The sequence below is a fragment of the Streptomyces sp. genome (assembly GCF_035644915.1).
Lineage (GTDB): Bacteria > Actinomycetota > Actinomycetes > Streptomycetales > Streptomycetaceae > Streptomyces.
This window is the reverse complement of the sequence record NZ_DASQNP010000071.1, coordinates 12787-36469: the sequence shown is the minus strand read 5'-3', so window position 1 is coordinate 36469 and position 23683 is coordinate 12787. Positions and strand designations below refer to the sequence as shown.

Below are 23683 nucleotides of genomic sequence, written 5' to 3'. Positions count from 1 at the left end.
GACGCCGGCGGCGGGTCAGTACCTCGGCGCCTGACGGGACCGCTGGAGCCGCGCGCTCCGGCGGTCCCTGGCGTTCCAGCACGCCCGGTGCCAGTGCCGCCGGTCCTCCACCCGGCCCTCGCGCTGCCAGGCCACCACGTGCGGCACCCCGGGCGGGATCTCCTGGTCGCAGCCGGGGCAGCGGTAGTGCTTGACCGCGGCGTACCCGGCGATCTGCCGCACCACCCACTCCTCGCCCCGCCACTCCTCGGTGTTCTCCAGGCCGTAGCGGTCGTCCGCCCCGCCGGCGCGGCGGACGGAGCTGCCACCGCCGCGCGGGCGGTTTCGACGCGGGGACAAGGGGCACCTCACGGGGGGTTCGGGGCCTGCGGCCCGACCGGTGTCACTACTCCGTCCAGCCTACGCACGTCCCCGCCGGGCGTGCGGAGGGCACCGCCTCGCCGGCCGGCGCCGCGTCCTCGTTACACCATCGGAAAAACTCCCCGGCAGGCCGTGCCCTGGGCACGTGTCGGGCGTTGTTGCCACCGGACCACCAGAGAGGACCGGCCGGGGAGCCCGTCGCGGGGCGCCGTGAGCGGTCCCGTACCGATGAGGAGGCAGGGCGATGCGCGTAGGGGCTTTCGTGCTGGCGGCGCAGTTCCCGGGGCAGGGGCAGGACGAGACGCTCCACCGCGCCGTGCGTTCCGCGGAGGCCGCCGAGCGGGCCGGGCTGGACGCCGTGTGGGTGGCCGAGCACCACTTCGTGCCCTACGGCGTCTGCCCGTCGGCGGTCACCCTGGCCGCGCTGCTGCTGGGGCGCACCCGGCGCATCGGGGTGGGCACCGCCGTGAGCGTGCTGCCGACCGTGCATCCGGTCGCCCTCGGCGAACAGGCGGCGCTGCTGCACCTCACCACCGGCGGCCGGTTCACCCTCGGCGTCGGACGCGGCGGCCCCTGGGTGGACCTGGAGGTCTTCGGCGGCGGTCTCCAGGCGTACGAGCGGGGCTTCCCCGAGTCGCTGGACCTGCTGCTGCGCTGGCTGCGCGAGCCGAGGGTCGGCGCGGACGGCGAGCGCTACCGCTTCCGCGAGGTCCCCGTCGTACCGCGCCCGGACCAGAGCGTCTCCGGTCCGGGCGCGGTGCCCGTGCTGGTCGCCTGCACCTCCCCCGCGTCCGTGCGGCTGGCCGCGGCGCGCGGGCTGCCGATGCTGCTGGGGATGCACTGCGGGGACGAGGAGAAGGCGGAGATGGTCGCCCTGTGGCGGCGCGAGGCGCGGGCGGCGGGTCTCGCGCCGGAGGCCGTGGCGGCGGCCGGGCACGTGTCGGCCGGGGTGGCGCAGGTGGCCGACACCCGCGAGGAGGCCGTGGAGACCCTCACCAAGGCGATGCCGGGCTGGCTGCGGCAGGGCCTGGAGGCGCACACGACCGTGGACGGCAGGGCCCGCGCGATGCGCGACCCGCTCGCCTACACCGAGCTGCTGTGCTCGCTGCACCCGGTCGGCCCGCCCCGGCTGTGCGCGGACCGGCTCGCGGCCACCGCGGAACGGACCGGGATCAGCCGGTTCGCCCTTCTGGTGGAGGGCTCGGGGGACCTGGTCGGCACCGAGCTGAACGTCCAGCGGCTGGGCGCCGAGGTGCTGCCGCTCCTCCCCCGAGCAGCGGCAGCGCGTACGCCGTTGGATGCGCCGTACAGCGCGTCGGCGCGTACGGGGCCGGGCACGACACCGTGACCCGGCCGGCCGTCCCGCCGCCGGCCGTAGGGCCGGGGCCCGAACACCGTGCGCCGGATACGGTGGACGGGCGTCAGCGGTGGGGCGTCAGCAGTCGCGCAGCTCCGGCGACTGGTTGAGGAGCTGGCCGCGGATGGAGGTGAAGCGGGCGAGCCGCTCGTCCGCGGAGGCGTCCAGCGGGAAGACCGCCACCCGGTGGCAGTTCTGGAAGGCCAGTCTCACCCCGAAGTGCCGCTCCAGCGCGCCGCGTATCGCGTCGCTCGCCAGCGCGCGCAGCAGTTGGCCGCGGGCCTGCTCGTCCGGCGGCGGCGTCTGGTTGTCGGCGATGTCCCCGCCGTCCACCTTGAGTCGGGCCACCAGGGAGCTGATCATGTCCCACGCGTAGGGCAGGGACGTACGGACGCAGTCGACGAAGGCGGCTTCGTCCACTTCGCCTCGCTCGGCCTGTTCCAGGAGGGCCGGTGAGACGTCGAGCGACATGATGACTCCTCTCGCGATCCCGGACGAACGGGATCTCACGGACGGGACAGAGGCCCCGCCGCGTAACCGAACGATCTCGTACGGCGACGCCCCCGGCTGCAACGTTATGCCGCCGCGTACGGCGGCACCAGGCGTGTGGGCACACAACAAGCCATCGTCGAACGGGGAGAACCAGGGGCGAATCGCGTGCACCACCCGGTGTCCAGTAGCGTGACCGACCATGCGTCTCGTCATCGCCCGCTGCTCCGTGGACTACGCCGGAAGGCTCACCGCCCACCTCCCGTCGGCTCCCCGTCTGATCCTGGTGAAGGCCGACGGATCGGTCTCGGTCCACGCGGACGACAGGGCCTACAAGCCCCTCAACTGGATGTCTCCGCCATGCACCCTGAAGGAAAGCGAGGAGGACGGGGTCACCGTCTGGACGGTGGTGAACAAAACGGGTGAGAAGCTCATCATCACCATGGAGGAGATCCTGCACGACTCCTCGCACGAACTCGGCGTCGATCCGGGCCTGATCAAGGACGGCGTGGAGGCACACCTCCAGGAATTGCTCGCTGACCGAATGGAGACCCTCGGCGAGGGATGGTCGCTGATCCGGCGCGAGTACCCCACCGCCATCGGACCGGTGGACATCCTGGGCCGGGACGCGGAGGGGAACACCGTCGCGATCGAGATCAAACGGCGCGGCGAGATCGACGGCGTCGAACAGCTCACCCGCTACCTGGAACTGCTCAACCGCGATCCCCATCTGGCGCCGGTGCGGGGCGTGTTCGCGGCCCAGGAGATCAAGCCGCAGGCGCGCGTGCTGGCCACGGACCGCGGCATCGACTGCGTCGTCCTCGACTACGACGCGCTGCGCGGCATCGAGGACGACAAGCTGCGGCTGTTCTGAGGGCCGTCACGGCGTTCCACCGTCCCGCCCCCGGCCGGGTCCGCGTCCAGGCGGATCCGGCCGGGGGCGGACGTGTCACATGACCGGGCTCTCCCCCGGGCCCGCCGGCCCGGTGGCCGGGCCGCTCCCCTGGACCTGGCCGTCACTCGGGACGGCGCTGCCGGACGCGGGCCCGCTGGCGGTGTTGGTGGTCCCGCCGCTGGAGGTCCCCCCGCTGCCGGAGGAGTCCGTCGGCTCCGGCTCGGTGGTGCCCGTGTCCGTCGGCTCCGGCTCGGTGGTGCCGGTGTCCGTCGGCTCCGGCTCGTCCGGCGTGGTCGGCCTGGTGGTGGGCCTGGAGGTCGGCCCGGAGGAGGGCCCCGAGGGGTCCTCGCCGGCGGAGGCGTCCGACTCGTCCGCCCGCGGTGCCTCGGAGGTGGCGGTGGACGACCCGGAGGCGCCGGAGGAGGGGGTGCCGGAGGTGGACGGCGTGCCGGAGGTGCCCGGCGCGCTGCTCGGTCCCGGCTTCTCCGGCCGGTCGCTGGAGCTCGGCTCGGGGTTCTCCACGGTGATGCCCTCGTCCTCCTGGGAGGAGACCGACGGGTTCACGCTGCCGGTGGGTTCCTCCCCGTCCGAGGTCACGCCGAGCGTGACGACCGCGCCGACCGCCACGGCCAGCAGCGCGCCCGCGCCCGCCGCGAGCATGTTGCGCCGGGCCCCCAGGGCGGCGAGCTTCCGGGGGCCGCCGGGGCCCCGGCCCGGGCCGCCGTTCCCGCCGCCCCGGCCGTGCGCGTCCCGGACCACCGGTGTCGGCCGGGTCAGCGCCCCGGTGTCGTGCGGCTCGTCGTACGCGCTGCCCACCGTCACCGGCGGGACGGTGAGGGCGGGGGGCAGCTTGTCCAGCGCCGGTGTGCCGCCGGTGGTCTGCGGTCCGGACGGGGCGAGCACCGGGGTCGGCGCGGTCCGTTCCGTGGGCGCGGTCCGCTCCGTCGGCGCGACCGGCGCGATCCGCTCGGTCGGCGCGTTCGGGGCGGCCGCCGCGCTCGGCGGGGACACGGCGAGGGGCTTGGTGAGCCCGGCCGGGGCGGCCTGGCTCCGCGGGGCACCGCCCGGGTCTCCGGCCCGCAGCGCGGAGCGGTCCTCGACCAGGGCCAGCGCGCGCCGCCCGGCCACCGTGCCCCGGCGGTCGGCGAGCACTCCGCGCAGCCCGATGGACGCCTCCAGTTCGGCGCGGGCCCGGTCCAGGTTGCCGGTGCACAGGGCCAGCACGCCCAGGTCGTGGTGGAAGTACGCCTCCTCGGCGACCTCGCCCGCCGTGCGCGCCGCCTCCTGGCCGCCGCGCAGCATCCGCTCCCAGGCGCTCCAGTACAGCGACGCGGCGAGGACGGGCGCGGCCGTACGGGCCAGCAGCACGGCCGCGCTCGGGTGGCCGCCGCGCTGGGCGCCCTGGACGGCCGCGAGCACCGCCTCGGCCTCCTGCGCCACCTGTTCCGGGGTGACCGAGGGGTGGCCGGTCCACCAGGCGTAGTGCCGGGCGACGGTGTGGGCGCGGTCGTCCGCCCCCTCCTCGTACCCGGCCTCGGCCAGGCGTCCGGTCACGCCCGGGGCGAGCCGGTAGTGCGCTCCGGCGGTGGTGACCAGGCCGCAGGCGAGCAGTTCGCCCAGGGCCTCGTCCGCGTGGGGGTCGTCCACCAGCGCGGGCAGGTGGGACGGGTGCGGCAGTACGCCGCCGAGCGCGACGGCGAAGCGCAGGACCTCGCGGGCGACCTCGGACAGTCCGGCGGCCAGCAGCGGTGCGGTGGCCGCGCTCTCGGTGAGCGCCGGCAGCGGCGCGGCGGCGTCCGTGCCGTCCGCCGCGTCCGCGTCGCGCTGCCGCAGCAGCGCCCCGGCCTGGACGAACCGCAGCGGCAGCCCCTCGGACTCGAACCACAGGTCCGACGCCCAGTTCGCCTCCTCCTCGGTGAGCGGACGCCGGGCGATGTGCTCCATCAGCTCCCGGCAGGCGGTGCGGCTGATGCCGGAGAGGAAGACCTCCTCCAGGGGGGCGTCGGCGGAGGGGGCGGGGGTGTCGGGCGTGGCCGAGACGAGGAAGGCGCACTCGGGCGTGGCGGCGAGGAGGGAGTCCAGGCCCTTGCCGCCGAACTCGACGTCGTCCAGCAGGACGACCGCGCCGACGTCGCGCAGCGCCTCCAGCAGCTCGGCGTGGCCGGGACGGTGGCGGGGGGCGTCGTGGACGGCGGCGAACAGCTCGTACAGCAGGTCGCCGGGCGTGCGCTGGCAGCCGCTGAGGCGGACGACGCCGTCCGGGGCGAGGTCGGCGCACTCGGCGGCGACGGCGGCCAGCAGGGCGCTGCGTCCGGAGCCCCGGGGCCCGGTGAGCCGGACCGACCGGCCGCGCCGGAGCAGCCGGACGAGGCGCTCGCGCTCCTCGTCGCGTTCCAGCAGCGGCAGGTCGGGGAGCGAGGTCCCCGGGGGAACCGGCGCCGTCGCGGCGCGCTCCCGCTCGGCACGGGATTCGGCGGTGCGCCGCCGGGGCGTGCCGGGGTGCTCGCCGGGCGGGCAGGGCTCGATCTCACTGCCGTCGACGGGATTGATCGTCAGCAGGTACTCACCCGCTATGAGCGGGATCGCGCGGGTGATGGCCCCACTGTCCTGTTCCTCGGGTCCCCGGTGGGTCGGGTCCATGGTTCGGTGCCCCCAGATGCGGTGCGTACTTGAAGCTCAGCTCTCCCGGGCCGACCGTACGCTCGCCTTCGCTCGTGGTCCGGTGGCCGTCCGCAGCGCAGTGTAGGCGGCGGGAATCCGAACCCTAGACCCTAGTCCGGGACTGTCGGCAACACCCCCGGCGGCACCCTGCCGGAATCGTCACGGCTTGGCCCGGCTCACGGCTTGGCGAGGGTGCCGCCCCCGGTGAGGTTGTCGCCCTCGATGGCCAGGATGCGGTGCAGGCGGGTGGCCACCAGCAGCCGCTGCATCTGGGGCGGCACGTCCCGCAGGACGAGACGGCGCCCGCACCGGCCCGCCCGCCGGTGCGCGCCCATGATCACGCCGAGGCCGGTCGCGTCCCACGAGTCCAGCTCGGCGAGGTCCAGCACGAGGTCGCCCTCTCCGGAGTCGACCGCGGTGTGCAGGACCGTACGGGCGTCCGCCGCGCTGCGGACGTCGAGGCGACCTCCGACGACCAGTTCCGCGTGGTCGCCCCTGATGTGCATATCCGCTCCCCCGGAAGAAGTGGTTCGTGTGTGACCGTTGTCTGCGTATGTCTCACCACAACTGACTGCCGCTTCGGCGGTCGAGTTGCCGTCCGTACCCGAACCGATACCGAATTCACCCGAGAGGGCGACCCGAGGTGTGCCGTACGGGTTCAGTACCGGTAGAAGCCCTGACCGCTCTTGCGGCCGATGTCGCCCGCGTCCACCATCCGCCGCATCAGCTCCGGCGGGGCGAACTTCTCGTCCTGGGACTCGGTGTAGATGTTCTCGGTGGCGTGCAGCAGGATGTCCACGCCGGTGAGGTCCGCGGTGGCCAGCGGGCCCATGGCGTGGCCGAAGCCCAGCTTGCAGGCGGTGTCGATGTCCTCGGCGGTCGCGACCCCCGACTCGTACAGCTTGGCGGCCTCGACGACCAGCGCCGAGATCAGCCGCGTGGTGACGAAGCCCGCGACGTCACGGTTGACGACGATGCAGGTCTTGCCCACGCTCTCGGCGAACTCCCGTGCGGCGGCGAGGGTTTCGTCGCTCGTCTTGTGTCCGCGCACCAGCTCGCACAGCCGCATCATCGGCACGGGCGAGAAGAAGTGCGTGCCCACGACCCGTTCGGGGCGCTCCGTCGCCGCGGCGATCTTGGTGATCGGAATGGCGGAGGTGTTGGAGGCCAGCACCGTCCCGTCCCCGACCAGGCCGTCGAGCGTGCGGAAGATCTCCCGCTTGACGTCGATCCGCTCGAAGACGGCCTCGACCACGATGTCCGCGTCGGCGGCGGCGTCGAGGTCGGTGGTCGTGGTGATGCGGCCGAGCGCCGCCCCGGCCTCTTCGGCCGTCAGCTTCCCCTTGGCGACGAACTTGTCGAGCGACGCCTTGATGCCGTCCGTGCCGCGGGTCAGGGCCTCGTCGGTGATGTCGCGCAGCACCACGTCCCAGCCCGCCTGGGCGGAGACCTGCGCGATGCCCGACCCCATGAGTCCGGCGCCGATGACGGCAAGCTTCTTGGCCACGTCGACTGCCCCTTCTGCTCCTGTGCTGTGCGGCTCTCAGGCGGACCTTAGCGCTCGCGGGGGCCCGGTGGGCGGGGAAGAGATGCGCGTCACGTCTCACCTGGCGGACGTCACACCGGCGGGCGTCACGGGGCGGGCCGCCGGGCGTAGTTGAGCACCGTCTCGCTCAACAGGGCCTCGGCCGCGTCGAGCTTGCGCAGCGCCTGCCGCGCCACCTCCTCGGGCGCGCCGCCGGTCAGGGCGGCCTGGCCGACGATCCGGTGGACGACGCTCTGCAGGATCACGAGCTGGGCGGCGACCAGTTCGGGAACGGGGTCGTCGGGGGCGGCCCCGGTCTCCTCCGCGAGGGTGGCGGCCAGCGCGTCCACGGTCGCCCGGTCCATCCGGGGCACCCGGGCCAGCAGCGCCGGGGACTGCCGCAGGACGCGCAGGAAGCGCCCGTAGCCCTCGTTCATGCCGATGTCGGCACTGCGCTCCGTGACGTCCCGGCGGAGCGTGCGCAGCAGGGCCTCGGCGGCGGACTCGCCCGGGGCGCGCTCCCGGACGACGCGGGAGGGGCGCTGGACGACCTCCTCCTCCCGGTCGAAGAACAGGTCCTCCTTGGCCGGGAAGTAGTTGTAGACCGTGTTGACGGAGACCTCGGCGGCCTCCGCGATCTCGCTCACCGTCACGGCGTCGAAGCCGCGCTCCAGGAACAGGCCGGTCGCCACGTCCGCGATGTGCCGCCTGGTCTGCTGCTTCTTCCGCTCCCTGAGGCCCGCCATGGACCCATCGTAACCTCGCTGGGGAAACTTAAAACTTGGAGAGATTGCAAGTTTTAAGTCCCTGTGCTTTTCTTGCGCCATGCCACCCGTCATCCACACCACCGCCCTCAGCCGGACGTTCCGGACGAAGACCGGCCGGGTCGAGGCCGTGCGCGGCATCGACCTGACCGTCGAACACGGCGAGATCCTCGGCTTCCTCGGCCCCAACGGCGCGGGCAAGACCACCACGCTGCGCATGCTCGCCACGCTCCTCGCCCCGACCGGCGGCAGCGCCACCGTGGCCGGCCACGACCTCCTGACCGACCCCGCCGGCGTACGGCGGCGGATCGGCTACGTCGCCCAGTCCGGGGGCGTGGACCCCCAGGTCTCCGTGCGCGAGGAGCTGACCACCCAGGGGCGGCTGTACCGGCTGCCGAAGGCCGAGGCCGCGGCCCGCGCCGGGGAACTGGCCGCCGAGCTGGGCCTGACCGGGCTGCTCGACCGCGCGTGCGGGGCCCTCTCCGGCGGCCGGCGGCGCCGCCTGGACATCGCCATGGCCCTCGTCCACCGCCCCGACGTCCTCTTCCTGGACGAGCCCACCACCGGGCTCGACCCCGGCAGCCGGGCCGACCTGTGGGACCTGGTCCGCCGGATACGCCACGAGCACGGCACCACCGTCTTCCTCACCACGCACTACCTGGACGAGGCCGACGCGCTCGCCGACCGCCTCGTCGTCGTGGACGGGGGGCGGATCGTCGCCGAGGGCACCTCCCGGCACCTGAAGGAGGAGTACGCGGGCTCGCCCGACGCCACCCTGCAGGAGGCCTTCATCGCCATCACCGGCCGCGACACCGCACCGCGGGACGACGCCCCCGTCGCGATCTGAGCGGCGCACGGGAACCGGCACACACGAAAAAGGACCGAGGAGGACCCCCACCCCATGACCCCCATGCCCCCCGTGACCGCCGCGGGCCGCGAGCCGTCCCGCGTGCTCTCCGACACCGGCATCGTCTTCGGCCGCTATCTGCGGCAGACCCTGCGCTCGAGGATCGGCCTGGTCTTCGGCCTGCTCCAGCCCCTGCTCTTCCTCGTCCTCTTCGGCCCCCTGCTGGAGGACGTCCCGCTCGGCGGCCGGGGCGACTCCTGGCAGGTCCTCGTCCCCGGACTCCTCGTCCAACTCGGCCTGTTCAGCGCGGCCTTCGCCGGCTTCGGCATCCTGGTCGAGAAGCAGACCGGCGTGGTCGAGCGGATGCGGGTGACGCCCGTCAGCAGGCTCGCCCTGCTGCTGGGGCGCGTGCTGCGGGACGTCCTGGTGCTGCTGGTGCAGTCCCTGCTGCTGGTCCTGGTCGGCACCGCCTTCGGCCTGCGCGCGCCGGTGCCGGGCGTGGTGGTCGGCTTCCTCTTCACCGGCCTGCTGGCGCTGTCGCTGGCCTCGCTGTCGTACGCGCTCGCCATGCGGGTCGACACCCCGCAGGAGTTCGCGCCGGTCGTCAACGCCGTCAACCTGCCCGCGGTGCTGCTCTCCGGCGTCCTGCTGCCGATGTCGCTGGCGCCCGCCTGGCTGGACGCCGTCTCGCGCCTCGTGCCCTTCCGCTACGTGGTGGACGCGGTGCGGGCGGCCTACGTCGGCGACTACGGCGACGGCACGGTGCTCCTGGGCGCCGCGGTGGCCGCCGCACTGGCGGCCGTCTCCGTGACGGCGGGCACACACCTCTTCCGCAGGGCCGGGGCGTAGCTAGGCTCGGTTCATGGTCAATCTGACACGCATCTACACGCGCACCGGGGACGACGGCACCACCGCCCTCGGCGACATGAGCCGCACCGCCAAGACCGACTCCCGCATCGCGGCCTACGCCGACGCCAACGAGGCCAATGCCGCGATCGGGGTGGCCATCGCCCTGGGCAACCTGCCCGAGGAGATCACGGCCGTCCTGACCCGGGTGCAGAACGACCTGTTCGACGTGGGTGCGGACCTCGCCACGCCGGTGGTCGAGAACCCCGAGTTCCCGCCGCTGCGGGTGGAGCAGAGCTACATCGACCGGCTGGAGGCGGACTGCGACCGCTTCCTGGCGGACCTGGAGAAGCTGCGCAGCTTCATCCTCCCGGGCGGCACCCCGGGCGCGGCCCTGCTCCACCAGGCGTGCACGGTGGTCCGCCGCGCCGAGCGCTCGACGTGGGCCGCGCTGGAGGAGCACGGGGCGACCATGAACCGCCTGACGGCGACCTACCTCAACCGGCTGTCGGACCTGCTGTTCATCCTGGCGAGGGCGGCCAACAAGGAGGTCGGCGACGTCCTGTGGGTCCCCGGCGAGAACCGCTAGGGGCCTGCCCGCTCCTCGGCTACCGGCGGGCGTCCGCGGGCTCCCTCCCCGCGGGCGCCTTCTTCGGCCAGACCGTGTAACTGAGCGCGATGACCAGGCTGATGCCGATGACCAGGAGCATCCGGGCCTGCCACCCCACCAGCGCCTGGCTCCGCCCGGGGTCGTCCACGTACCAGACGGCGCCCTGGAGCAACGCTATGGCGATCACCGCGGCGAGCACCGAGCGCCCGCACATCTTCCACTCGTGGACGGCCCGCGCCATCCCGTACTTCGGGGGCTTCACCGGGGGCGGGCCGCCCGCGAAGCGGTGGGCGAAGTGCCCGTCCGCCCACGTGATCATGTAGTGGCCGTACGCCACCGTGAAGCCGATGTAGACGGCCGCCAGGCCGTGGGTCCAGTCCCCCTCGGCACCGCCCCGCAGGTCGACCGCGGTGGCCACCAGCAGCACCAGTTCCAGCAGCGGCTCGCACAGCAGCACCGCCGCCCCCAGACGCGGCATCCGCGCCAGGTACCGCAGGCCCAGTCCGGCGACCAGCAGCACCCAGAAGGCCACTTCGCAGACGATGATCAGGGTGACGACCACAGGGGTGCTTCCTTTCCGGTTCTCGGCTCTCCGGATCCGCTGCCTCCAGCCTGGTCGCGCCCGGCCGCCCGGACGTCGTCTGCCGCGACGATTCCGGGGTGCATCCTTCGATGTACTCCTCCCGCCCGCGCACCGGCCGTGGTGCGGAGGCGGGGACGCCGGCCGGCCGTGTTGGATGGTGGGGTGACCGCTCGTCCCCCGTTCCCGCGCCCGCACCGCGACGACGTGCTGATCGCCGCCGCCGGCCTGGCCGGCGGGCTGGTGCTGTGGCGGCTGGGGCTGTTCAACAACCAGCCGGTCGCCCGTGAGCTGGGCGACTGGGCGCTGCTGCCGCTGGTGGCGATGTGCCTGGCCGAGCTGCTGCGCCGCACCGCGCCGCCCGTCGCGCTGCCGCTCGCGGTGGCCGCCCTGGCCGGCGACACGCTCACCGGGTCGCTGCTGGCGACGGTCATGATGTTCACCGACGTGGTCTACGCGGCCGTGCTCTACGGCCGGCCGCGCCTGTCGCGGGCGGTGCTGCCGGTGAGCGTGGTGCTGACCGTCGCCGTGACCGTCGGGGCACCGGCCGCCCTCCGCAGCCCCGAGGCGCTGCTGTTGGGGGTCGTCTGCGGGGTGGTCACGGTCGCGCCGGCCTGGACCGCCGTCATCGTCCGCGACCACCGCAACGCCGCCGCGGCCGAACGGCTGCGGGCCGAGCAGACCGCGCTGCTGGCGGAGATGGACCGCGTCCAGGCCGTCACGGCCGAACGCTCGCGGATGGCCCGCGAGCTGCACGACGTCGTGGCCAACCACCTCTCCGCCATCGCCATCCACGCCACCGCGGCGCAGTCGCTGGACGACCCCGAGGCGTCCCGGAAGGCGCTGGCGGTGATCCGCGAGAACAGCGTGCAGGGGCTGGCGGAGATGCGCCGTCTGATCGGCCTGCTGCGCGGCGCGGACGGCGACGAGGAGCCGTCGGCCGCACCGAAGCTGGACGGGCTGGACGTGCTGCTGGACCACGCCCGGGCGCACGGCGCGGCCGGCGGCCTCACCTTCGTCCTGCGCGACGAGCGGTCCGGCGGCCCGCTGCCCGCGCCCGTGGAGCTGGCGGCCTACCGCATCGTCCAGGAGTCGCTGACCAACGCCCTCAAGCACGCCGCCCCCGGCGAGGTGACCGTCGCCCTGTCCGCATCCGGGGACGGGCCGCTGACCGTCCGGGCCACCAGCCCGTACGCCGAGCGGCCCGGCCCGCGCGCGCCGGGCTCGGGCGCCGGGCTGATCGGGATGCGGGAGCGCGTGGAACTGCTGGGCGGCACCTTCGCGGCCGGCCCGGTCACGGGCGCGGACGGCCGCGCGCTGTGGGAGGTGCGGGCGGTGCTGCCCGTCGGGGAGGAACTCGCCGGGGAGGGCGGGGAGGGAACGAGGGGAAGGACCGGCACATGACCATCCGGGTGCTCGTCGCCGAGGACCAGTCGGCCGTACGCGCCGGACTCGTCCTCATCCTCCGCGGCGCCGCGGACATCGAGGTCGCCGGGGAGGCGGCCGACGGCGAGGAGGCGGTGCGGCTCGCCCGCGGGCTGCGGCCCGACGTGGTGCTGATGGACGTGCGCATGCCGCGCCTGGACGGGGTGTCGGCCACGGAGCGGATCGTCTCCGAAGGGCTGGCGGACGTGCTGGTGCTGACCACCTTCGACCTCGACTCGTACGTCTTCGGGGCGCTGCGCGCGGGCGCGGCGGGCTTCCTGCTCAAGGACAGCGAGGCGGCGGCGCTGGTGGACGCGGTACGGACGGTGGCCCGCGGCGAGGGCGTGATCGCCCCGGCCGTGACGCGGCGGCTGATCCGGGAGTTCGCCCGTTCCTCCACCGCCCCGCGGACCGGGCGCGGCGCCGACCCCTCGGTGCTCGACGCACTCACCCGGCGGGAGCGCGAGGTGCTGGCGTGCCTGGGCGAGGGGCTGTCCAACGCCGAGATCGCCGGCCGGCTGTCGATGGCGGAGGCCACGGTGAAGACGCACGTCAGCCGGCTCCTGGCGAAGCTGGGGCTGCGCAGCCGGGTCCAAGCGGCGGTGCTGGCACAGGAGTTGGGAGTCGTCGGGGCATAATCCCTCCTTTGGTACAGACCTATTGACCGGTGGTCCAGACCTCTCTACGCTCCCTGGACAACCGCACGCACATGCCATGCTCATGGCACTCTCCACGAGCGGCGCGGACAACCCCCGACGGTCCGGCTCCGCCGGACCCCTGTGCGAGGAGCGCTCTTGAGAACGAAGACCACCGCACACCGCGTCAGACGCAAAACCCTCGCCCTCACGGCCGCCCTGCTGATGCCCCTCGGTGCCATGGTGGCCCTGGCCTCCCCGGCCCAGGCCGCCGAGGAGGCCACCGCGACCTACACCAAGGTCTCGGGCTGGGACAGCGGCTTCGAGGGCAAGTGGACGATCCGGAACACCGGCGACACCACCATCAACGGCTGGACGCTGAAGTGGGACTTCCCCTCCGGCACCACGGTCACCTCCTCCTGGGACGCCGACGTCACCGGCTCCGGCGGCACCTACACCGCGAAGAACAAGAGCTGGAACGGCACCCTGGCCCCCGGCGCCAGCGTCAGCTTCGGCTTCAACGGCTCCGGCAGCGGCAGCCCGGGCAACTGCACGCTCAACGGCCGCCCCTGCGACGGCTCGGGCGGCGAGGTCCCCGGTGACACCCCGCCCACCGCGCCCGGCACCCCCACCGCGAGCGACATCACCGACACCTCGGTCAAGCTGGGCTGGGGCGCCGCGACCGACGACAAGGGCGTCAAGAACTACGACGTCCTGCGCAACGGCGCCAAGGTCGCCACCGTCACCGGCACCACGTACACCGACTCCGGGCTGACGGCGGGCACCTCCTACACCTACTCGGTGCAGGCCCGCGACACCGCTGACCAGACCGGCCCGGCCAGCGGCACCGTCACCGTGAAGACCTCCGGCGGCGACGGCGGCAACCCCGGCGGCGAGTACGTCAACCTGGGCTACTTCACCGAGTGGGGCATCTACGGCCGCAACTACCACGTGAAGAACCTGGTCACCTCCGGCTCCGCCGAGAAGCTGACCCACATCAACTACTCCTTCGGCAACGTCCAGGGCGGCAAGTGCACCATCGGCGACTCCTTCGCCGCCATCGACAAGGCCTACACCGCCGACCAGAGCGTGGACGGCAAGGCCGACACCTGGGACCAGCCGCTGCGTGGCAACTTCAACCAGCTCCTGAAGCTGAAGAAGATGTACCCGCACATCAAGATCCTGTGGTCCTTCGGCGGCTGGACCTGGTCCGGCGGCTTCCCCGACGCCATGAAGAACCCGGCCGCGTTCGCCGACTCCTGCTACCAGCTCGTCAACGACCCGCGCTGGAAGGGCCTGTTCGACGGCATCGACCTGGACTGGGAGTACCCCAACGCCTGTGGTCTGACCTGTGACACCAGCGGCCCGGGCGTGATGAAGACCATGGCCCAGGCGTTCCGCGCCAAGTTCGGCGACCAGCTCGTCACCGCCGCGATCACCGCCGACGGGTCCAGCGGCGGCAAGATCGACGCCGCCGACTACGGCGGCGCGGCCCAGTACCTCGACTGGTACAACGTGATGACGTACGACTACTTCGGCGCCTGGGCCGCCCAGGGCCCCACCGCCCCGCACTCGCCGCTGACGTCCTACTCCGGCATCCCGCAGCAGGGCTTCAACTCCGACGCGGCGATCCAGAAGCTCAAGGCCAAGGGAGTCCCGGCGAGCAAGCTGCTGCTGGGCATCGGCTTCTACGGCCGCGGCTGGACCGGCGTGACCCAGAAGGAGCCCGGCGGCACCGCCACCGGCGCCGCGCCCGGCACCTACGAGTCCGGCATCGAGGACTACAAGGTCCTCAAGACCCGCTGCCCGGCCAACGGCACCATCGCCGGCACCGCGTACGCGCACTGCGGGAACGAGTGGTGGAGCTACGACACCCCCGCCACCATCGCCGGGAAGATGAGCTACGCCAAGCAGCAGGGTCTGGGCGGCGCCTTCTTCTGGGAGTTCAGCGGCGACACCGCCAACGGTGAGCTGATCACCGCCATGCACAACGGGCTGAACGGCTAGCGGCCGGCACCCGCCACACGCACGGAGAACCGGGGAGACGGGCCTGCGGGCCGTCTCCCCGGTTCGCGTCCTGCCGGACCCCACCGGGCCCGCAGCCCCGGGCCGTTCCGTCGGATCACCCGGCAGGCCGGAGGGGACTGCCCGCGGCGCGCAGACCGGCCGTAGGGACGGTCGCCGTCCTCCCGAGGCGCCCGGCGGTGCCGTGCCACTGCCCGAGGCGGTCGGAGGCCGGTGGTTGCCGTCGGCCGCGAGGTGAATCCTCGGGGCCGGTCCGCCGCGGGACCGGCCGGCGGCACGGTCCTCCGGTTCGCCGGCAGGAGTCCCTTTCCACGGGCCCCTGCCGCGTGCCGGTGAGCCCGCACGATCGTTTCAGCACACCGGGACGGTCCGGTCCACGGCCCCGTCGGCCTGCGCCCTCAGCGCGGTGGACACCCGTTCTCAAGTGCCGTCGGACGGGCCGGCAGCCGTCCACCAGGCGACGATCCGGCCGGCCGTCGCATCGGGCCGCAGGCCCGGGGGATCGAGACCGAAGTTAGCCGCCGACTCGTGCCGCAGGAACTCACCGATCTCCGTTCGGCCGGCGCCGCCATGGAGCAGGCGGAGCAAGGGGGCGAGCATGCAGTCGTACTCGTCGCGCACCTCGTCGGCGACGCCGATCGGATCCCACTCGTTGAGCAGACGCCGCAGATCGTTCTCGGTGGAGGCGGTCCAGGGCCGCATCGCCCCGGAGTGCCACCCGGAAACGTCCGCCATCACCCGCCGCCCGCCGCGAGCCGAGAGAAACGGCCTAGGCCACGTTCACCCGCTGGCCGGGGGGCGCCGCCTCCAGCCAGGCCAGGAAGCCGGTCAGCGCGTCCTCGCTCATCGCCAGCTCCACCCTGGTGCCCCGGTGCGAGCAGGCGAGGACCACGGCGTCCGACAGGAGCGCCAGCTCCTCCTCGCCCTGCGGGGTGCGGCGCTCCAGCACCTCGATCGCCTCGCGCTCCAGCAGGCGGCGCGGCCGGGGCGCGTAGGAGAAGACCCGGAACCACTCGATGTGGTCACCGCTGTAGCGGGAGACGCCGTACACCCAGCCCTTGCCGCTGGACTCGGCGCCCTCGGGGAACTCGGGCGCGTTCCACCGCAGGCTGCAGTCGAAGGTGCCGCCCGACCGCTGGATCAGCCGCCGTCGCAACCCGAAGGCGAACAGTCCCAGCAGCACCAGCGCCAGCACCGCTCCGAACAGCACCAGAGCGAGGACCATCTTCACCGACCTCCTCGCCTCGTCCGTCCGTTACGTCCGTACCGCAGCCATCATCGCCTCAGCCGCGGACCGCTCCGGAGCGGTGCTCCGGTGCGATCCGCGGCTGAGGTACGTCCATGCGCGCGGGCCTCAGCGCGCGCCCGTCACAGCCCGAAGCCGGACCTCGGCGCGCCGCTCGGCGGCGGCGTCCGCTTCCGCCTTCGCCCTCTCCAGCGCCCTCTCGGCGCGCTGGACATCGATCTCGTCGGACAGCTCCGCGATCTCCGCGAGCAGCGACAGCTTGTTGTCCGCGAAGGAGATGAAGCCGCCGTGCACCGCGGCGACGACGGTGCCGTCCCCGCTCTCGCCGGTCGTACGGATCGTCACCGGACCCGACTCCAGCACACCGAGCAGCGGCTGGTGGCCGGGCATGACGCCGATATCACCCGACGAGGTGCGCGCGACGACCAGGCTGGCCTCGCCCGACCAGACCTGACGGTCCGCGGCGACCAACTCGACGTGCAGCTCAGCCACAGTGGCTCCTCGAAACTGGGGTTTTCACAGAATAACCGGGTGCGGTGACAGGGGACGGGCGGACCCGCCCCCTGTCCGCGGGCGCGGACGTCAGGAGACGCCCAGCTCCTTGGCCTTGGCCTTGAGGTCGTCCAGGCCACCGCACATGAAGAACGCCTGCTCCGGGAAGTGGTCGAACTCGCCGTCCGCGATCGCGTTGAACGCGGCGATCGACTCGTCCAGCGGGACGTCCGATCCGTCCAGGCCGGTGAACTGCTTCGCCGCGTGGGTGTTCTGCGACAGGAAGCGCTCGATGCGGCGGGCGCGGTGGACGACCAGCTTGTCCTCCTCGCCGAGCTCGTCGATGCCGAGGATGGCGATGATGTCCTGGAGGTCCTTGTACTTCTGCAGGATCCCCTTGACCCGCGTGGCGCACTCGTAGTGCTCCTTGGAGATGTAACGCGGGTCCAGGATCCGGGAGGTGGAGTCCAGGGGGTCCACCGCCGGGTAGATGCCCTTCTCCGAGATCGGACGCGACAGAACGGTGGTGGCGTCCAGGTGGGCGAAGGTGGTCGCCGGGGCGGGGTCGGTCAGGTCGTCCGCCGGCACGTAGATCGCCTGCATCGAGGTGATCGAGTGGCCGCGGGTGGAGGTGATGCGCTCCTGGAGCAGACCCATCTCGTCCGCCAGGTTCGGCTGGTAACCCACCGCGGAGGGCATGCGGCCCAGCAGCGTGGAGACCTCGGAACCGGCCTGGGTGAAGCGGAAGATGTTGTCGATGAAGAACAGCACGTCCTGCTTCTGGACGTCGCGGAAGTACTCCGCCATGGTCAGGCCGGCCAGGGCCACGCGCAGACGGGTCCCCGGGGGCTCGTCCATCTGCCCGAAGACCAGCGCGGTCTGCGGGAGAACGCCGGACTCGGCCATCTCCTGGATCAGGTCGTTGCCCTCACGGGTGCGCTCGCCGACGCCGGCGAACACGGAAACGCCCTCGTGCAGCTTCGCCACACGCATGATCATTTCCTGGATGAGGACGGTCTTGCCGACGCCCGCGCCGCCGAACAGACCGATCTTGCCGCCCTTGACGTACGGGGTCAGCAGGTCGATGACCTTCAGACCGGTCTCGAACATCTCGGTCTTGGACTCGAGCTGGTCGAACGCCGGGGCCTTGCGGTGGATCGGCCAGCGCTCGGTGACCTCGGCCTCGGCCTCCGGCTCGTTGAGGATCTGGCCCAGGGTGTTGAACACCCGGCCCTTGGTGACGTCACCGACGGGCACCGTGATGCCCTCGCCGGTGTCGGTCACCGGGGCCTGGCGGACCAGGCCGTCGGTGGGCTGCATGGAGATGGTGCGGACCAGGCCCTCACCCAGGTGCTGGGCGACCTCGAGGGTGAGCGTCTTCTTGGCGCCCTTCTCGGCCGGGTCGTCGACCTCGACGGTCAGCGCGTTGTAGATCTCCGGCATCGCGTCGACGGGGAACTCCACGTCGACGACCGGGCCGATGACCCGCGCGACGCGGCCCGTCGCCGTGGCCGTCTCAACAGTGGTGGTCATAGTTGTCAGTCACTCCCCGCAGAAGCGTCGGCCAGCGCGCTGGCACCACCGACGATCTCGCTGATTTCCTGGGTGATGTCGGCCTGGCGGGCCTGGTTGGCAAGCCGCGTGAGCGACTTGATGAGCTCCTCGGCGTTGTCGGTCGCCGACTTCATCGCGCGCCGGCGGGCGGCGTGCTCGGAGGCCGACGACTGGAGCAGGGCGTTGTAGATGCGGCTCTCGACGTACCGCGGCAGCAGGGCGTCGAGGACGTCCTCGGAGGAGGGCTCGAAGTCGTAGAGCGGCAGGACCTGCGGCTCCTTCTTCTCCGCCGTCTCCAGGCCGCCGGCGCCCCGGTCCTCCACCTCGTCGAGGCTGAGGGGCAGCAGCCGCTTGTCGACCGGCGTCTGCGTGATCATCGACACGAACTCCGTGAAGACGATGTGCAGCTCGTCGACGCCGCCCTCGGCCGTGTCCTTCAGGACCGCCTCGATCAGCGGCCCGGCGACGGCCTTGGCGTCGGAGTACGACGGCCGGTCGGTGAAGCCCGTCCAGGACTGGACGACCTTCCGGTCGCGGAAGCCGTAGTACGCCACGCCCTTGCGGCCGACGACGTAGGTGTCGACCTCCTTGCCCTGCGCCCGCAGCCGCTCGGTCAGCCGGTCCGCCGCCTTGATGGCGTTGGAGGAGTAGCCGCCCGCCAGACCGCGGTCGCTGGTGATGAGCAGGACAGCGGCCCGGGTCGGGTTCTCGGCCTCGGTGGTCAGCGGGTGCCGGGTGTTGGAACCGGTGGCGACCGCGGCCACCGCACGGGTCAGCTCCCTGGCGTACGGAGTGGACGCGGCCACCTGGCGCTGTGCCTTGACGATGCGCGAGGCGGCGATCATCTCCATCGCCTTGGTGATCTTCTTGGTCGAGCTGACGGAACGGATCCGTCGCTTGTAGACCCTGACCTGAGCGCCCATGCTCAGCCCTCGCCCAGCAGCTTGCCGTCCGAGGTCTCGAACTGCTTCTTGAAGGAGGCGATGGCGTCCGACAGCGCCTGGAGCGTGTCGTCGGACATCTTGCCGCCCTCGCGAATGCCGGTCATCAGGTCCTTGTGCTCGCGGTGCAGGGTGTCCAGCAGCTCGCGCTCGAACCGCCGGATGTCCTCCACCGGAACGTCGTCCATCCTGCCGGTGGTGCCGGCCCAGATGGAGACGACCTGGTCCTCGGTCGGGTACGGGTTGTACTGCGGCTGCTTGAGCAGCTCGACCATGCGCTTGCCCCGCTCCAGCGCCGCCTTGGAGGCCTCGTCCAGGTCGGAACCGAAGGCGGCGAACGCCTCCAGCTCGCGGTACTGGGCCAGGTCCACGCGCAGTCGGCCGGAGACCTGCTTCATGGCCTTGTGCTGGGCGGCGCCACCGACGCGGGAGACGGAGATACCGACGTTCAGCGCCGGGCGCTGGCCCGCGTTGAACAGGTCGGACTCCAGGAAGCACTGGCCGTCGGTGATGGAGATGACGTTGGTCGGGATGAACGCCGAGACGTCGTTGGCCTTGGTCTCGATGACCGGCAGACCCGTCATCGAGCCGGCACCCATCTCGTCCGACAGCTTGGCGCAGCGCTCCAGCAGCCGGGAGTGCAGGTAGAAGACGTCGCCCGGGTAGGCCTCGCGCCCCGGCGGACGGCGCAGCAGCAGGGAGACGGCGCGGTAGGCGTCGGCCTGCTTGGACAGGTCGTCGAAGATGATCAGGACGTGCTTGCCCTGGTACATCCAGTGCTGACCGATGGCCGAGCCGGTGTAGGGGGCCAGGTACTTGAAGCCCGCCGGGTCGGACGCCGGGGCGGCGACGATGGTGGTGTACTCCAGGGCACCGGCCTCCTCCAGCGCGGCGCGCACGGAGGCGATGGTGGAGCCCTTCTGACCGATGGCGACGTAGATGCAGCGGACCTGCTTCTTCGGGTCGCCCGAGCGCCAGTTGTCGCGCTGGTTGATGATCGTGTCGACGCAGAGCGCGGTCTTGCCGGTCTGGCGGTCACCGATGATCAGCTGGCGCTGGCCGCGGCCGATCGGGGTCATCGCGTCGACGGCCTTGTAGCCCGTCTCCATCGGCTCGTGCACCGACTTGCGCTGCATGACCGTGGGGGCCTGCAGCTCGAGGGCGCGGCGGCCCTCGGTCTGGATCTCGCCGAGGCCGTCGACCGGGTTGCCCAGCGGGTCGACGACACGGCCGAGGTAACCGTCGCCGACCGCGACGGAGAGGACCTCGCCGGTGCGGCGCACCGTCTGGCCCTCCTCGATGCCGCTGAACTCACCGAGGATGATCGCACCGATCTCGCGCTCCTCGAGGTTGAGGGCGAGGCCGAGGGTGCCGTCCTCGAACTTCAGCAGCTCGTTCGCCATGGTCGAGGGAAGACCCTCGACCTTCGCGATGCCGTCACCGGCAACGCTGACCGTCCCGACCTCTTCGCGCGAGGCCGCGTCCGGCGTGTACGACTGGACAAAGTTCTCCAGCGCATCCCGGATCTCATCCGGCCGGATCGTGAGCTCCGCCATCTGGGTTCCCTGCTCTCCTTGTTGGGCCCGTATATGTCTGCTACGGCCCAACTCGGGCCGCCAGTACTGCTTCTTGAGTTGGTGTGTGCGCCTACGGCATGACGTCCGTCGGCCGCCGGGTCAGCCCGCCATCCGCCGGGTCGCCTCCTCGAGGCGCTCCGCGATGGTGCCGTCGATGACCTCGTCGCCGATCCGCACCCTGACACCGCCGAGGACCGCGGGGTCCACGTCGAGGTTGAGGTGCATCTCGCGGCCGTACAGCCTCGCCAGCGCCGCGCCGAGGCGCTGCTTCTGGTGGTCGCTGAGCGGCACGGCGGAGGTGACCACCGCCACCGACCGGTTCCTGCGCTCCGCTGCCAGCCTGGAGAGGGCCTCCAGGCCTGCTTCAAGACTACGACCGCGCGGCTGGCGCACCAGGCGGACGACCAGTCGCTCGGTGGCGGGCCGGGCCTTGCCGCCGAGCAGCCGGTGCAGCAGCTCGGTCCTGGCCGTCCTGAGGGTGTCGTCGGCGACCTTGCCGCCGAGGACGGAGCGCAGCTCGGGCGAGGAGGCGACGGTCCGGGCGAACCGGAACAGCTCGTCCTCGACGTCGTCCAGGCTGCCGTCACGCTCGGCCGCGACGAGGTCGGCGACATCGGCGAGCTGCTCGACCGCGTCCACCAGGTCGCGCGAACGCGACCAGCGGGAGCGGACCATGCCGGAGACCAGGTCGACCGTCTCGCCGCCCACCTGGTTGCCCAGCAGGCGTCCGACCAGCTCGGCCTTGGCCTCGCCGGACTGCGCCGGGTCGGTCAGGACCCGACGCAGCGACACCTCGCGGTCGAGCAGCGCGGTGACCGCTGCCAGCTCGTCGGCGAGCCTGGCCGCGTCGACGGACGTGGAGTCCGTCAGCGCGTCCAGCCGCTCGCGAGCGGCGGCCAGCGCCTCGCGGCTCGCTCCGTTCATCGGGCGGCCCCGGAGGACTCGGCGGAAGCCGCCGCCTTCGCCTCGAGCTCGTCGAGGAAGCGGTCGATCGTACGGCTCTGCCGGGCGTGGTCCTCAAGGGACTCGCCCACGAGCTTGCCGGCCAGTTCGGTGGCGAGCTTGCCCACGTCCTGGCGCAGCGCCTGCGCGGCCTGCCGGCGGTCGGCCTCGATCTGGGCGTGTCCGGCGGCGATGATCTCCTCACGCTGCCGCTGGCCCTCCGCACGCATCTCGGCGATGAGTGCGGCGCCCTGCTCCTGCGCCTCCTGGCGCAGGCGCGCGGCCTCGTGGCGGGCCTCAGCGAGCTGGGCCTTGTACTGCTCAAGGGTCTGCTGCGCCTCGAGCTGAGCCGCCTCGGCCTTCTCGATGCCGCCCTCGATCGCCTCGCGCCGCTCCTCCAGAACCTTGTTGATGTTCGGGAGGAGCTTCTTCCAGAGGAAGAAGAAAACGATGGCGAAGGCAATCAGACCGACGACGAGCTCCGGGATGGGCGGGACGAGGGGGTTCTGCGCCTCCTCGGCCGCTACCTGTACCAGGGCGATCACATCAGTGCCTTCCGTCGGGAATGGGTTTGGTGCGTCCGGGCTCAGGCGCGGAAGACGAAGCCCATGACGATGCCGATGAGGGCCAGCGCCTCACAGAAGGCGAAGCCGAGGATCTGGTTGGCACGGATCAGACCGGCGGCCTCGGGCTGACGGGCCAGGGCCTGGGTGCCGTTACCGAAGACGATGCCGACACCGATGCCGGGACCGATCGCGGCGAGGCCGTAGCCGATGGAGCCCAGGTTGCCGGTAACGCCTTCGGCCAGAAACGTCTGCGCAACGGACATGAGGTTTCTTCCTTCTCTTTCACAGGACAGGCGGGGGTTGGCCGCCTGACGACTCGGGTGGGGACGGACTGGCTCAGTGGTGCTCGGCGAGCGCGCCCTGGAGGTAGGTGCAGGTCAGCAGGACGAACACGTACGCCTGGACCGCCTGGATGAACAGCTCGAACGCCACCATCAGCACGGTCATGCCGAACGAGACGGCGGCGTAGGCGATTCCGATGCCGTTCAGCAGGTACCAGCTGGCGATGCTGAACATCACCAGCAGCATGTGGCCCGCGAACATGTTGGCGAAGAGCCGCACCGCGTGGGTGAAGGGGCGCACGAGGAGGTTCGAGAAGAGCTCGATCACCATGACCAGCGGCAGCACGGCGCCGAGCGACTTGTCGTAGCCGGTGAAGTTCTTGAAGGCCCCGACGAAGCCGTGCTTCTTGAAGGTGAGGCCGACCCAGACGACGTAGACCAGCAGCGCCAGGCCGAGCGGGAAGGCGAAGATCGACGTCACCGGGAACTGGGCCAGCGGGATCACCGACCAGAGGTTCATCACCCAGACGAAGAAGAAGAGGGCGACGACGAAGGGGACGTACTTCTCGCCGTCCCGCTTGCCGAGCGTCTCGTAGACGACGCCCCGGCGCACGAAGTCGTATCCGGCCTCGCCGATCATCTGCAGCTTGCCCGGCACCAGCTTGGGCTTGTTGAAGGCCGCCCAGAAGAACCCGACGATCGCGACGGTGCCGAGAAGGGCCAGCAGGATCGGCTTGTTGAACTCGAATCCGCCAACGGTGAAGATCGGCTCGAAGATGAACGAGTGCAGGCCCGGGGCGGGGAAGCCGCACCCCTCGAAGATGTGGCAGTCGGTCTCGAAGGCGAGCATCTGGTCAGCACTCACCGCGAGCTCCTTCAACATGGCGCATGGGTACGGCAACCTCGATGTGTCGGCGCGGCGCACGGCCACGGAACGGCACTGGACTGGACTTGCGGATATGGGGGCGGCTGGTGAGCTGCTCCGGCTGCCGCTTCCGTTTCGGAGAGCCTGTGGACGAGCCTGCGGATCCAACCACCCGCGCCTGCGCTACCGCAGTTGGCACC

General features: G+C 72.1%; 25 protein-coding genes. 8 read left to right on the top strand and 17 right to left on the bottom strand.

The window, feature by feature from the left end:
* Positions 1 to 15 precede the first annotated feature (15 nt).
* Entirely contained in the window at positions 16 to 339 is a 324-nt protein-coding gene (locus VE546_RS08005; protein ID WP_324920074.1) for an ATP/GTP-binding protein, read from the bottom strand.
* A 265-nt stretch (positions 340 to 604) separates the two neighbouring features.
* On the opposite strand from VE546_RS08005, the gene VE546_RS08000 reads away from it, so the two are divergent.
* The gene (locus tag VE546_RS08000) at positions 605 to 1708 is read left to right on the top strand and encodes an LLM class flavin-dependent oxidoreductase (RefSeq protein WP_324920073.1); all 1104 of its coding nucleotides are present in this window, start codon (positions 605 to 607) and stop codon (positions 1706 to 1708) included.
* A gap of 87 nt (positions 1709 to 1795) precedes the next feature.
* Here the strand turns inward: VE546_RS08000 and VE546_RS07995 are convergent, their stop codons facing one another.
* The gene (locus tag VE546_RS07995; protein WP_324920070.1) at positions 1796 to 2188 is read right to left on the bottom strand and encodes an SCO5389 family protein; all 393 of its coding nucleotides are present in this window, start codon (positions 2186 to 2188) and stop codon (positions 1796 to 1798) included.
* Between the two features lie 220 nt (positions 2189 to 2408).
* Here VE546_RS07995 and nucS point away from each other — a divergent pair, with 220 nt between their 5' ends.
* Positions 2409 to 3080 (top strand): endonuclease NucS, encoded by a 672-nt coding sequence (nucS, locus tag VE546_RS07990; protein WP_324920068.1) that lies wholly within the window; start codon positions 2409 to 2411, stop codon positions 3078 to 3080.
* A gap of 75 nt (positions 3081 to 3155) precedes the next feature.
* Here the strand turns inward: nucS and VE546_RS07985 are convergent, their stop codons facing one another.
* From VE546_RS07985 to VE546_RS07970, 4 genes are all read right to left on the bottom strand, one after another.
* The gene (locus tag VE546_RS07985; RefSeq protein ID WP_324920066.1) at positions 3156 to 5741 is read right to left on the bottom strand and encodes an ATP-binding protein; all 2586 of its coding nucleotides are present in this window, start codon (positions 5739 to 5741) and stop codon (positions 3156 to 3158) included.
* A 197-nt stretch (positions 5742 to 5938) separates the two neighbouring features.
* The gene (locus tag VE546_RS07980) at positions 5939 to 6268 is read right to left on the bottom strand and encodes an STAS domain-containing protein (RefSeq protein WP_324920064.1); all 330 of its coding nucleotides are present in this window, start codon (positions 6266 to 6268) and stop codon (positions 5939 to 5941) included.
* A 152-nt stretch (positions 6269 to 6420) separates the two neighbouring features.
* Positions 6421 to 7269 carry a 3-hydroxyacyl-CoA dehydrogenase family protein gene (locus VE546_RS07975; protein WP_324920062.1) on the bottom strand — a complete coding sequence of 283 codons (849 nt, stop codon included), beginning with the start codon at positions 7267 to 7269 and terminating at the stop codon, positions 6421 to 6423.
* A gap of 125 nt (positions 7270 to 7394) precedes the next feature.
* A complete protein-coding gene (locus tag VE546_RS07970; protein WP_324920060.1) occupies positions 7395 to 8033 on the bottom strand; it encodes a TetR/AcrR family transcriptional regulator in 639 nt (212 codons plus the stop codon).
* A 79-nt stretch (positions 8034 to 8112) separates the two neighbouring features.
* On the opposite strand from VE546_RS07970, the gene VE546_RS07965 reads away from it, so the two are divergent.
* From VE546_RS07965 to VE546_RS07955, 3 genes are all read left to right on the top strand, one after another.
* Positions 8113 to 8898: an ABC transporter ATP-binding protein gene (locus VE546_RS07965; RefSeq protein WP_324920058.1), complete on the top strand. Its 786-nt coding sequence runs from the start codon at positions 8113 to 8115 to the stop codon at positions 8896 to 8898.
* Between the two features lie 63 nt (positions 8899 to 8961).
* On the top strand, positions 8962 to 9747 hold the full coding sequence (locus VE546_RS07960) for an ABC transporter permease (protein WP_324920243.1): 786 nt from the start codon (positions 8962 to 8964) through the stop codon (positions 9745 to 9747).
* Positions 9748 to 9760: 13 nt separating this feature from the next.
* The gene (locus VE546_RS07955; protein WP_324920056.1) at positions 9761 to 10333 is read left to right on the top strand and encodes a cob(I)yrinic acid a,c-diamide adenosyltransferase; all 573 of its coding nucleotides are present in this window, start codon (positions 9761 to 9763) and stop codon (positions 10331 to 10333) included.
* A gap of 19 nt (positions 10334 to 10352) precedes the next feature.
* Here the strand turns inward: VE546_RS07955 and VE546_RS07950 are convergent, their stop codons facing one another.
* Positions 10353 to 10916, bottom strand: coding sequence for a hypothetical protein (locus tag VE546_RS07950; RefSeq protein WP_324920054.1), 564 nt, complete (start codon positions 10914 to 10916; stop codon positions 10353 to 10355).
* A gap of 183 nt (positions 10917 to 11099) precedes the next feature.
* On the opposite strand from VE546_RS07950, the gene VE546_RS07945 reads away from it, so the two are divergent.
* From VE546_RS07945 to VE546_RS07935, 3 genes are all read left to right on the top strand, one after another.
* The gene (locus VE546_RS07945) at positions 11100 to 12338 is read left to right on the top strand and encodes a sensor histidine kinase (protein ID WP_324920051.1); all 1239 of its coding nucleotides are present in this window, start codon (positions 11100 to 11102) and stop codon (positions 12336 to 12338) included.
* On the top strand, positions 12335 to 12997 hold the full coding sequence (locus VE546_RS07940) for a response regulator transcription factor (protein WP_324920049.1): 663 nt from the start codon (positions 12335 to 12337) through the stop codon (positions 12995 to 12997). Before VE546_RS07945 ends, VE546_RS07940 begins: the two co-directional genes overlap by 4 nt.
* A gap of 222 nt (positions 12998 to 13219) precedes the next feature.
* On the top strand, positions 13220 to 15001 hold the full coding sequence (locus VE546_RS07935) for a glycoside hydrolase family 18 chitinase (protein WP_324920241.1): 1782 nt from the start codon (positions 13220 to 13222) through the stop codon (positions 14999 to 15001).
* A gap of 438 nt (positions 15002 to 15439) precedes the next feature.
* Here the strand turns inward: VE546_RS07935 and VE546_RS07930 are convergent, their stop codons facing one another.
* The 10 genes from VE546_RS07930 to atpB form a co-directional block, all read right to left on the bottom strand.
* Positions 15440 to 15721, bottom strand: a complete 282-nt coding sequence (locus VE546_RS07930; protein WP_324920047.1) for a hypothetical protein — start codon at positions 15719 to 15721, stop codon at positions 15440 to 15442.
* A gap of 67 nt (positions 15722 to 15788) precedes the next feature.
* Positions 15789 to 16244: a DUF2550 domain-containing protein gene (locus VE546_RS07925; protein WP_324920046.1), complete on the bottom strand. Its 456-nt coding sequence runs from the start codon at positions 16242 to 16244 to the stop codon at positions 15789 to 15791.
* Between the two features lie 129 nt (positions 16245 to 16373).
* On the bottom strand, positions 16374 to 16757 hold the full coding sequence (locus VE546_RS07920; protein ID WP_324920043.1) for a F0F1 ATP synthase subunit epsilon: 384 nt from the start codon (positions 16755 to 16757) through the stop codon (positions 16374 to 16376).
* A gap of 90 nt (positions 16758 to 16847) precedes the next feature.
* Complete coding sequence (gene atpD / locus VE546_RS07915; protein WP_324920041.1) at positions 16848 to 18290, bottom strand: F0F1 ATP synthase subunit beta; 1443 nt, start codon at positions 18288 to 18290, stop codon at positions 16848 to 16850.
* Positions 18291 to 18295: 5 nt separating this feature from the next.
* Positions 18296 to 19234, bottom strand: coding sequence for a F0F1 ATP synthase subunit gamma (locus tag VE546_RS07910; protein WP_324920040.1), 939 nt, complete (start codon positions 19232 to 19234; stop codon positions 18296 to 18298).
* Between the two features lie 2 nt (positions 19235 to 19236).
* On the bottom strand, positions 19237 to 20808 hold the full coding sequence (gene atpA / locus VE546_RS07905) for a F0F1 ATP synthase subunit alpha (RefSeq protein WP_324920038.1): 1572 nt from the start codon (positions 20806 to 20808) through the stop codon (positions 19237 to 19239).
* Positions 20809 to 20928: 120 nt separating this feature from the next.
* On the bottom strand, positions 20929 to 21753 hold the full coding sequence (locus VE546_RS07900) for a F0F1 ATP synthase subunit delta (RefSeq protein WP_324920036.1): 825 nt from the start codon (positions 21751 to 21753) through the stop codon (positions 20929 to 20931).
* Positions 21750 to 22316: a F0F1 ATP synthase subunit B gene (locus tag VE546_RS07895; protein WP_324920034.1), complete on the bottom strand. Its 567-nt coding sequence runs from the start codon at positions 22314 to 22316 to the stop codon at positions 21750 to 21752. The genes VE546_RS07900 and VE546_RS07895 overlap by 4 nt, the downstream gene beginning before the upstream one ends.
* 41 nt (positions 22317 to 22357) lie before the next feature.
* Positions 22358 to 22600 carry an ATP synthase F0 subunit C gene (gene atpE / locus VE546_RS07890; RefSeq protein ID WP_324920032.1) on the bottom strand — a complete coding sequence of 81 codons (243 nt, stop codon included), beginning with the start codon at positions 22598 to 22600 and terminating at the stop codon, positions 22358 to 22360.
* Between the two features lie 73 nt (positions 22601 to 22673).
* Positions 22674 to 23501 carry a F0F1 ATP synthase subunit A gene (gene atpB, locus VE546_RS07885; RefSeq protein ID WP_324920029.1) on the bottom strand — a complete coding sequence of 276 codons (828 nt, stop codon included), beginning with the start codon at positions 23499 to 23501 and terminating at the stop codon, positions 22674 to 22676.
* Between the last annotated feature and the right edge of the window lie 182 nt (positions 23502 to 23683).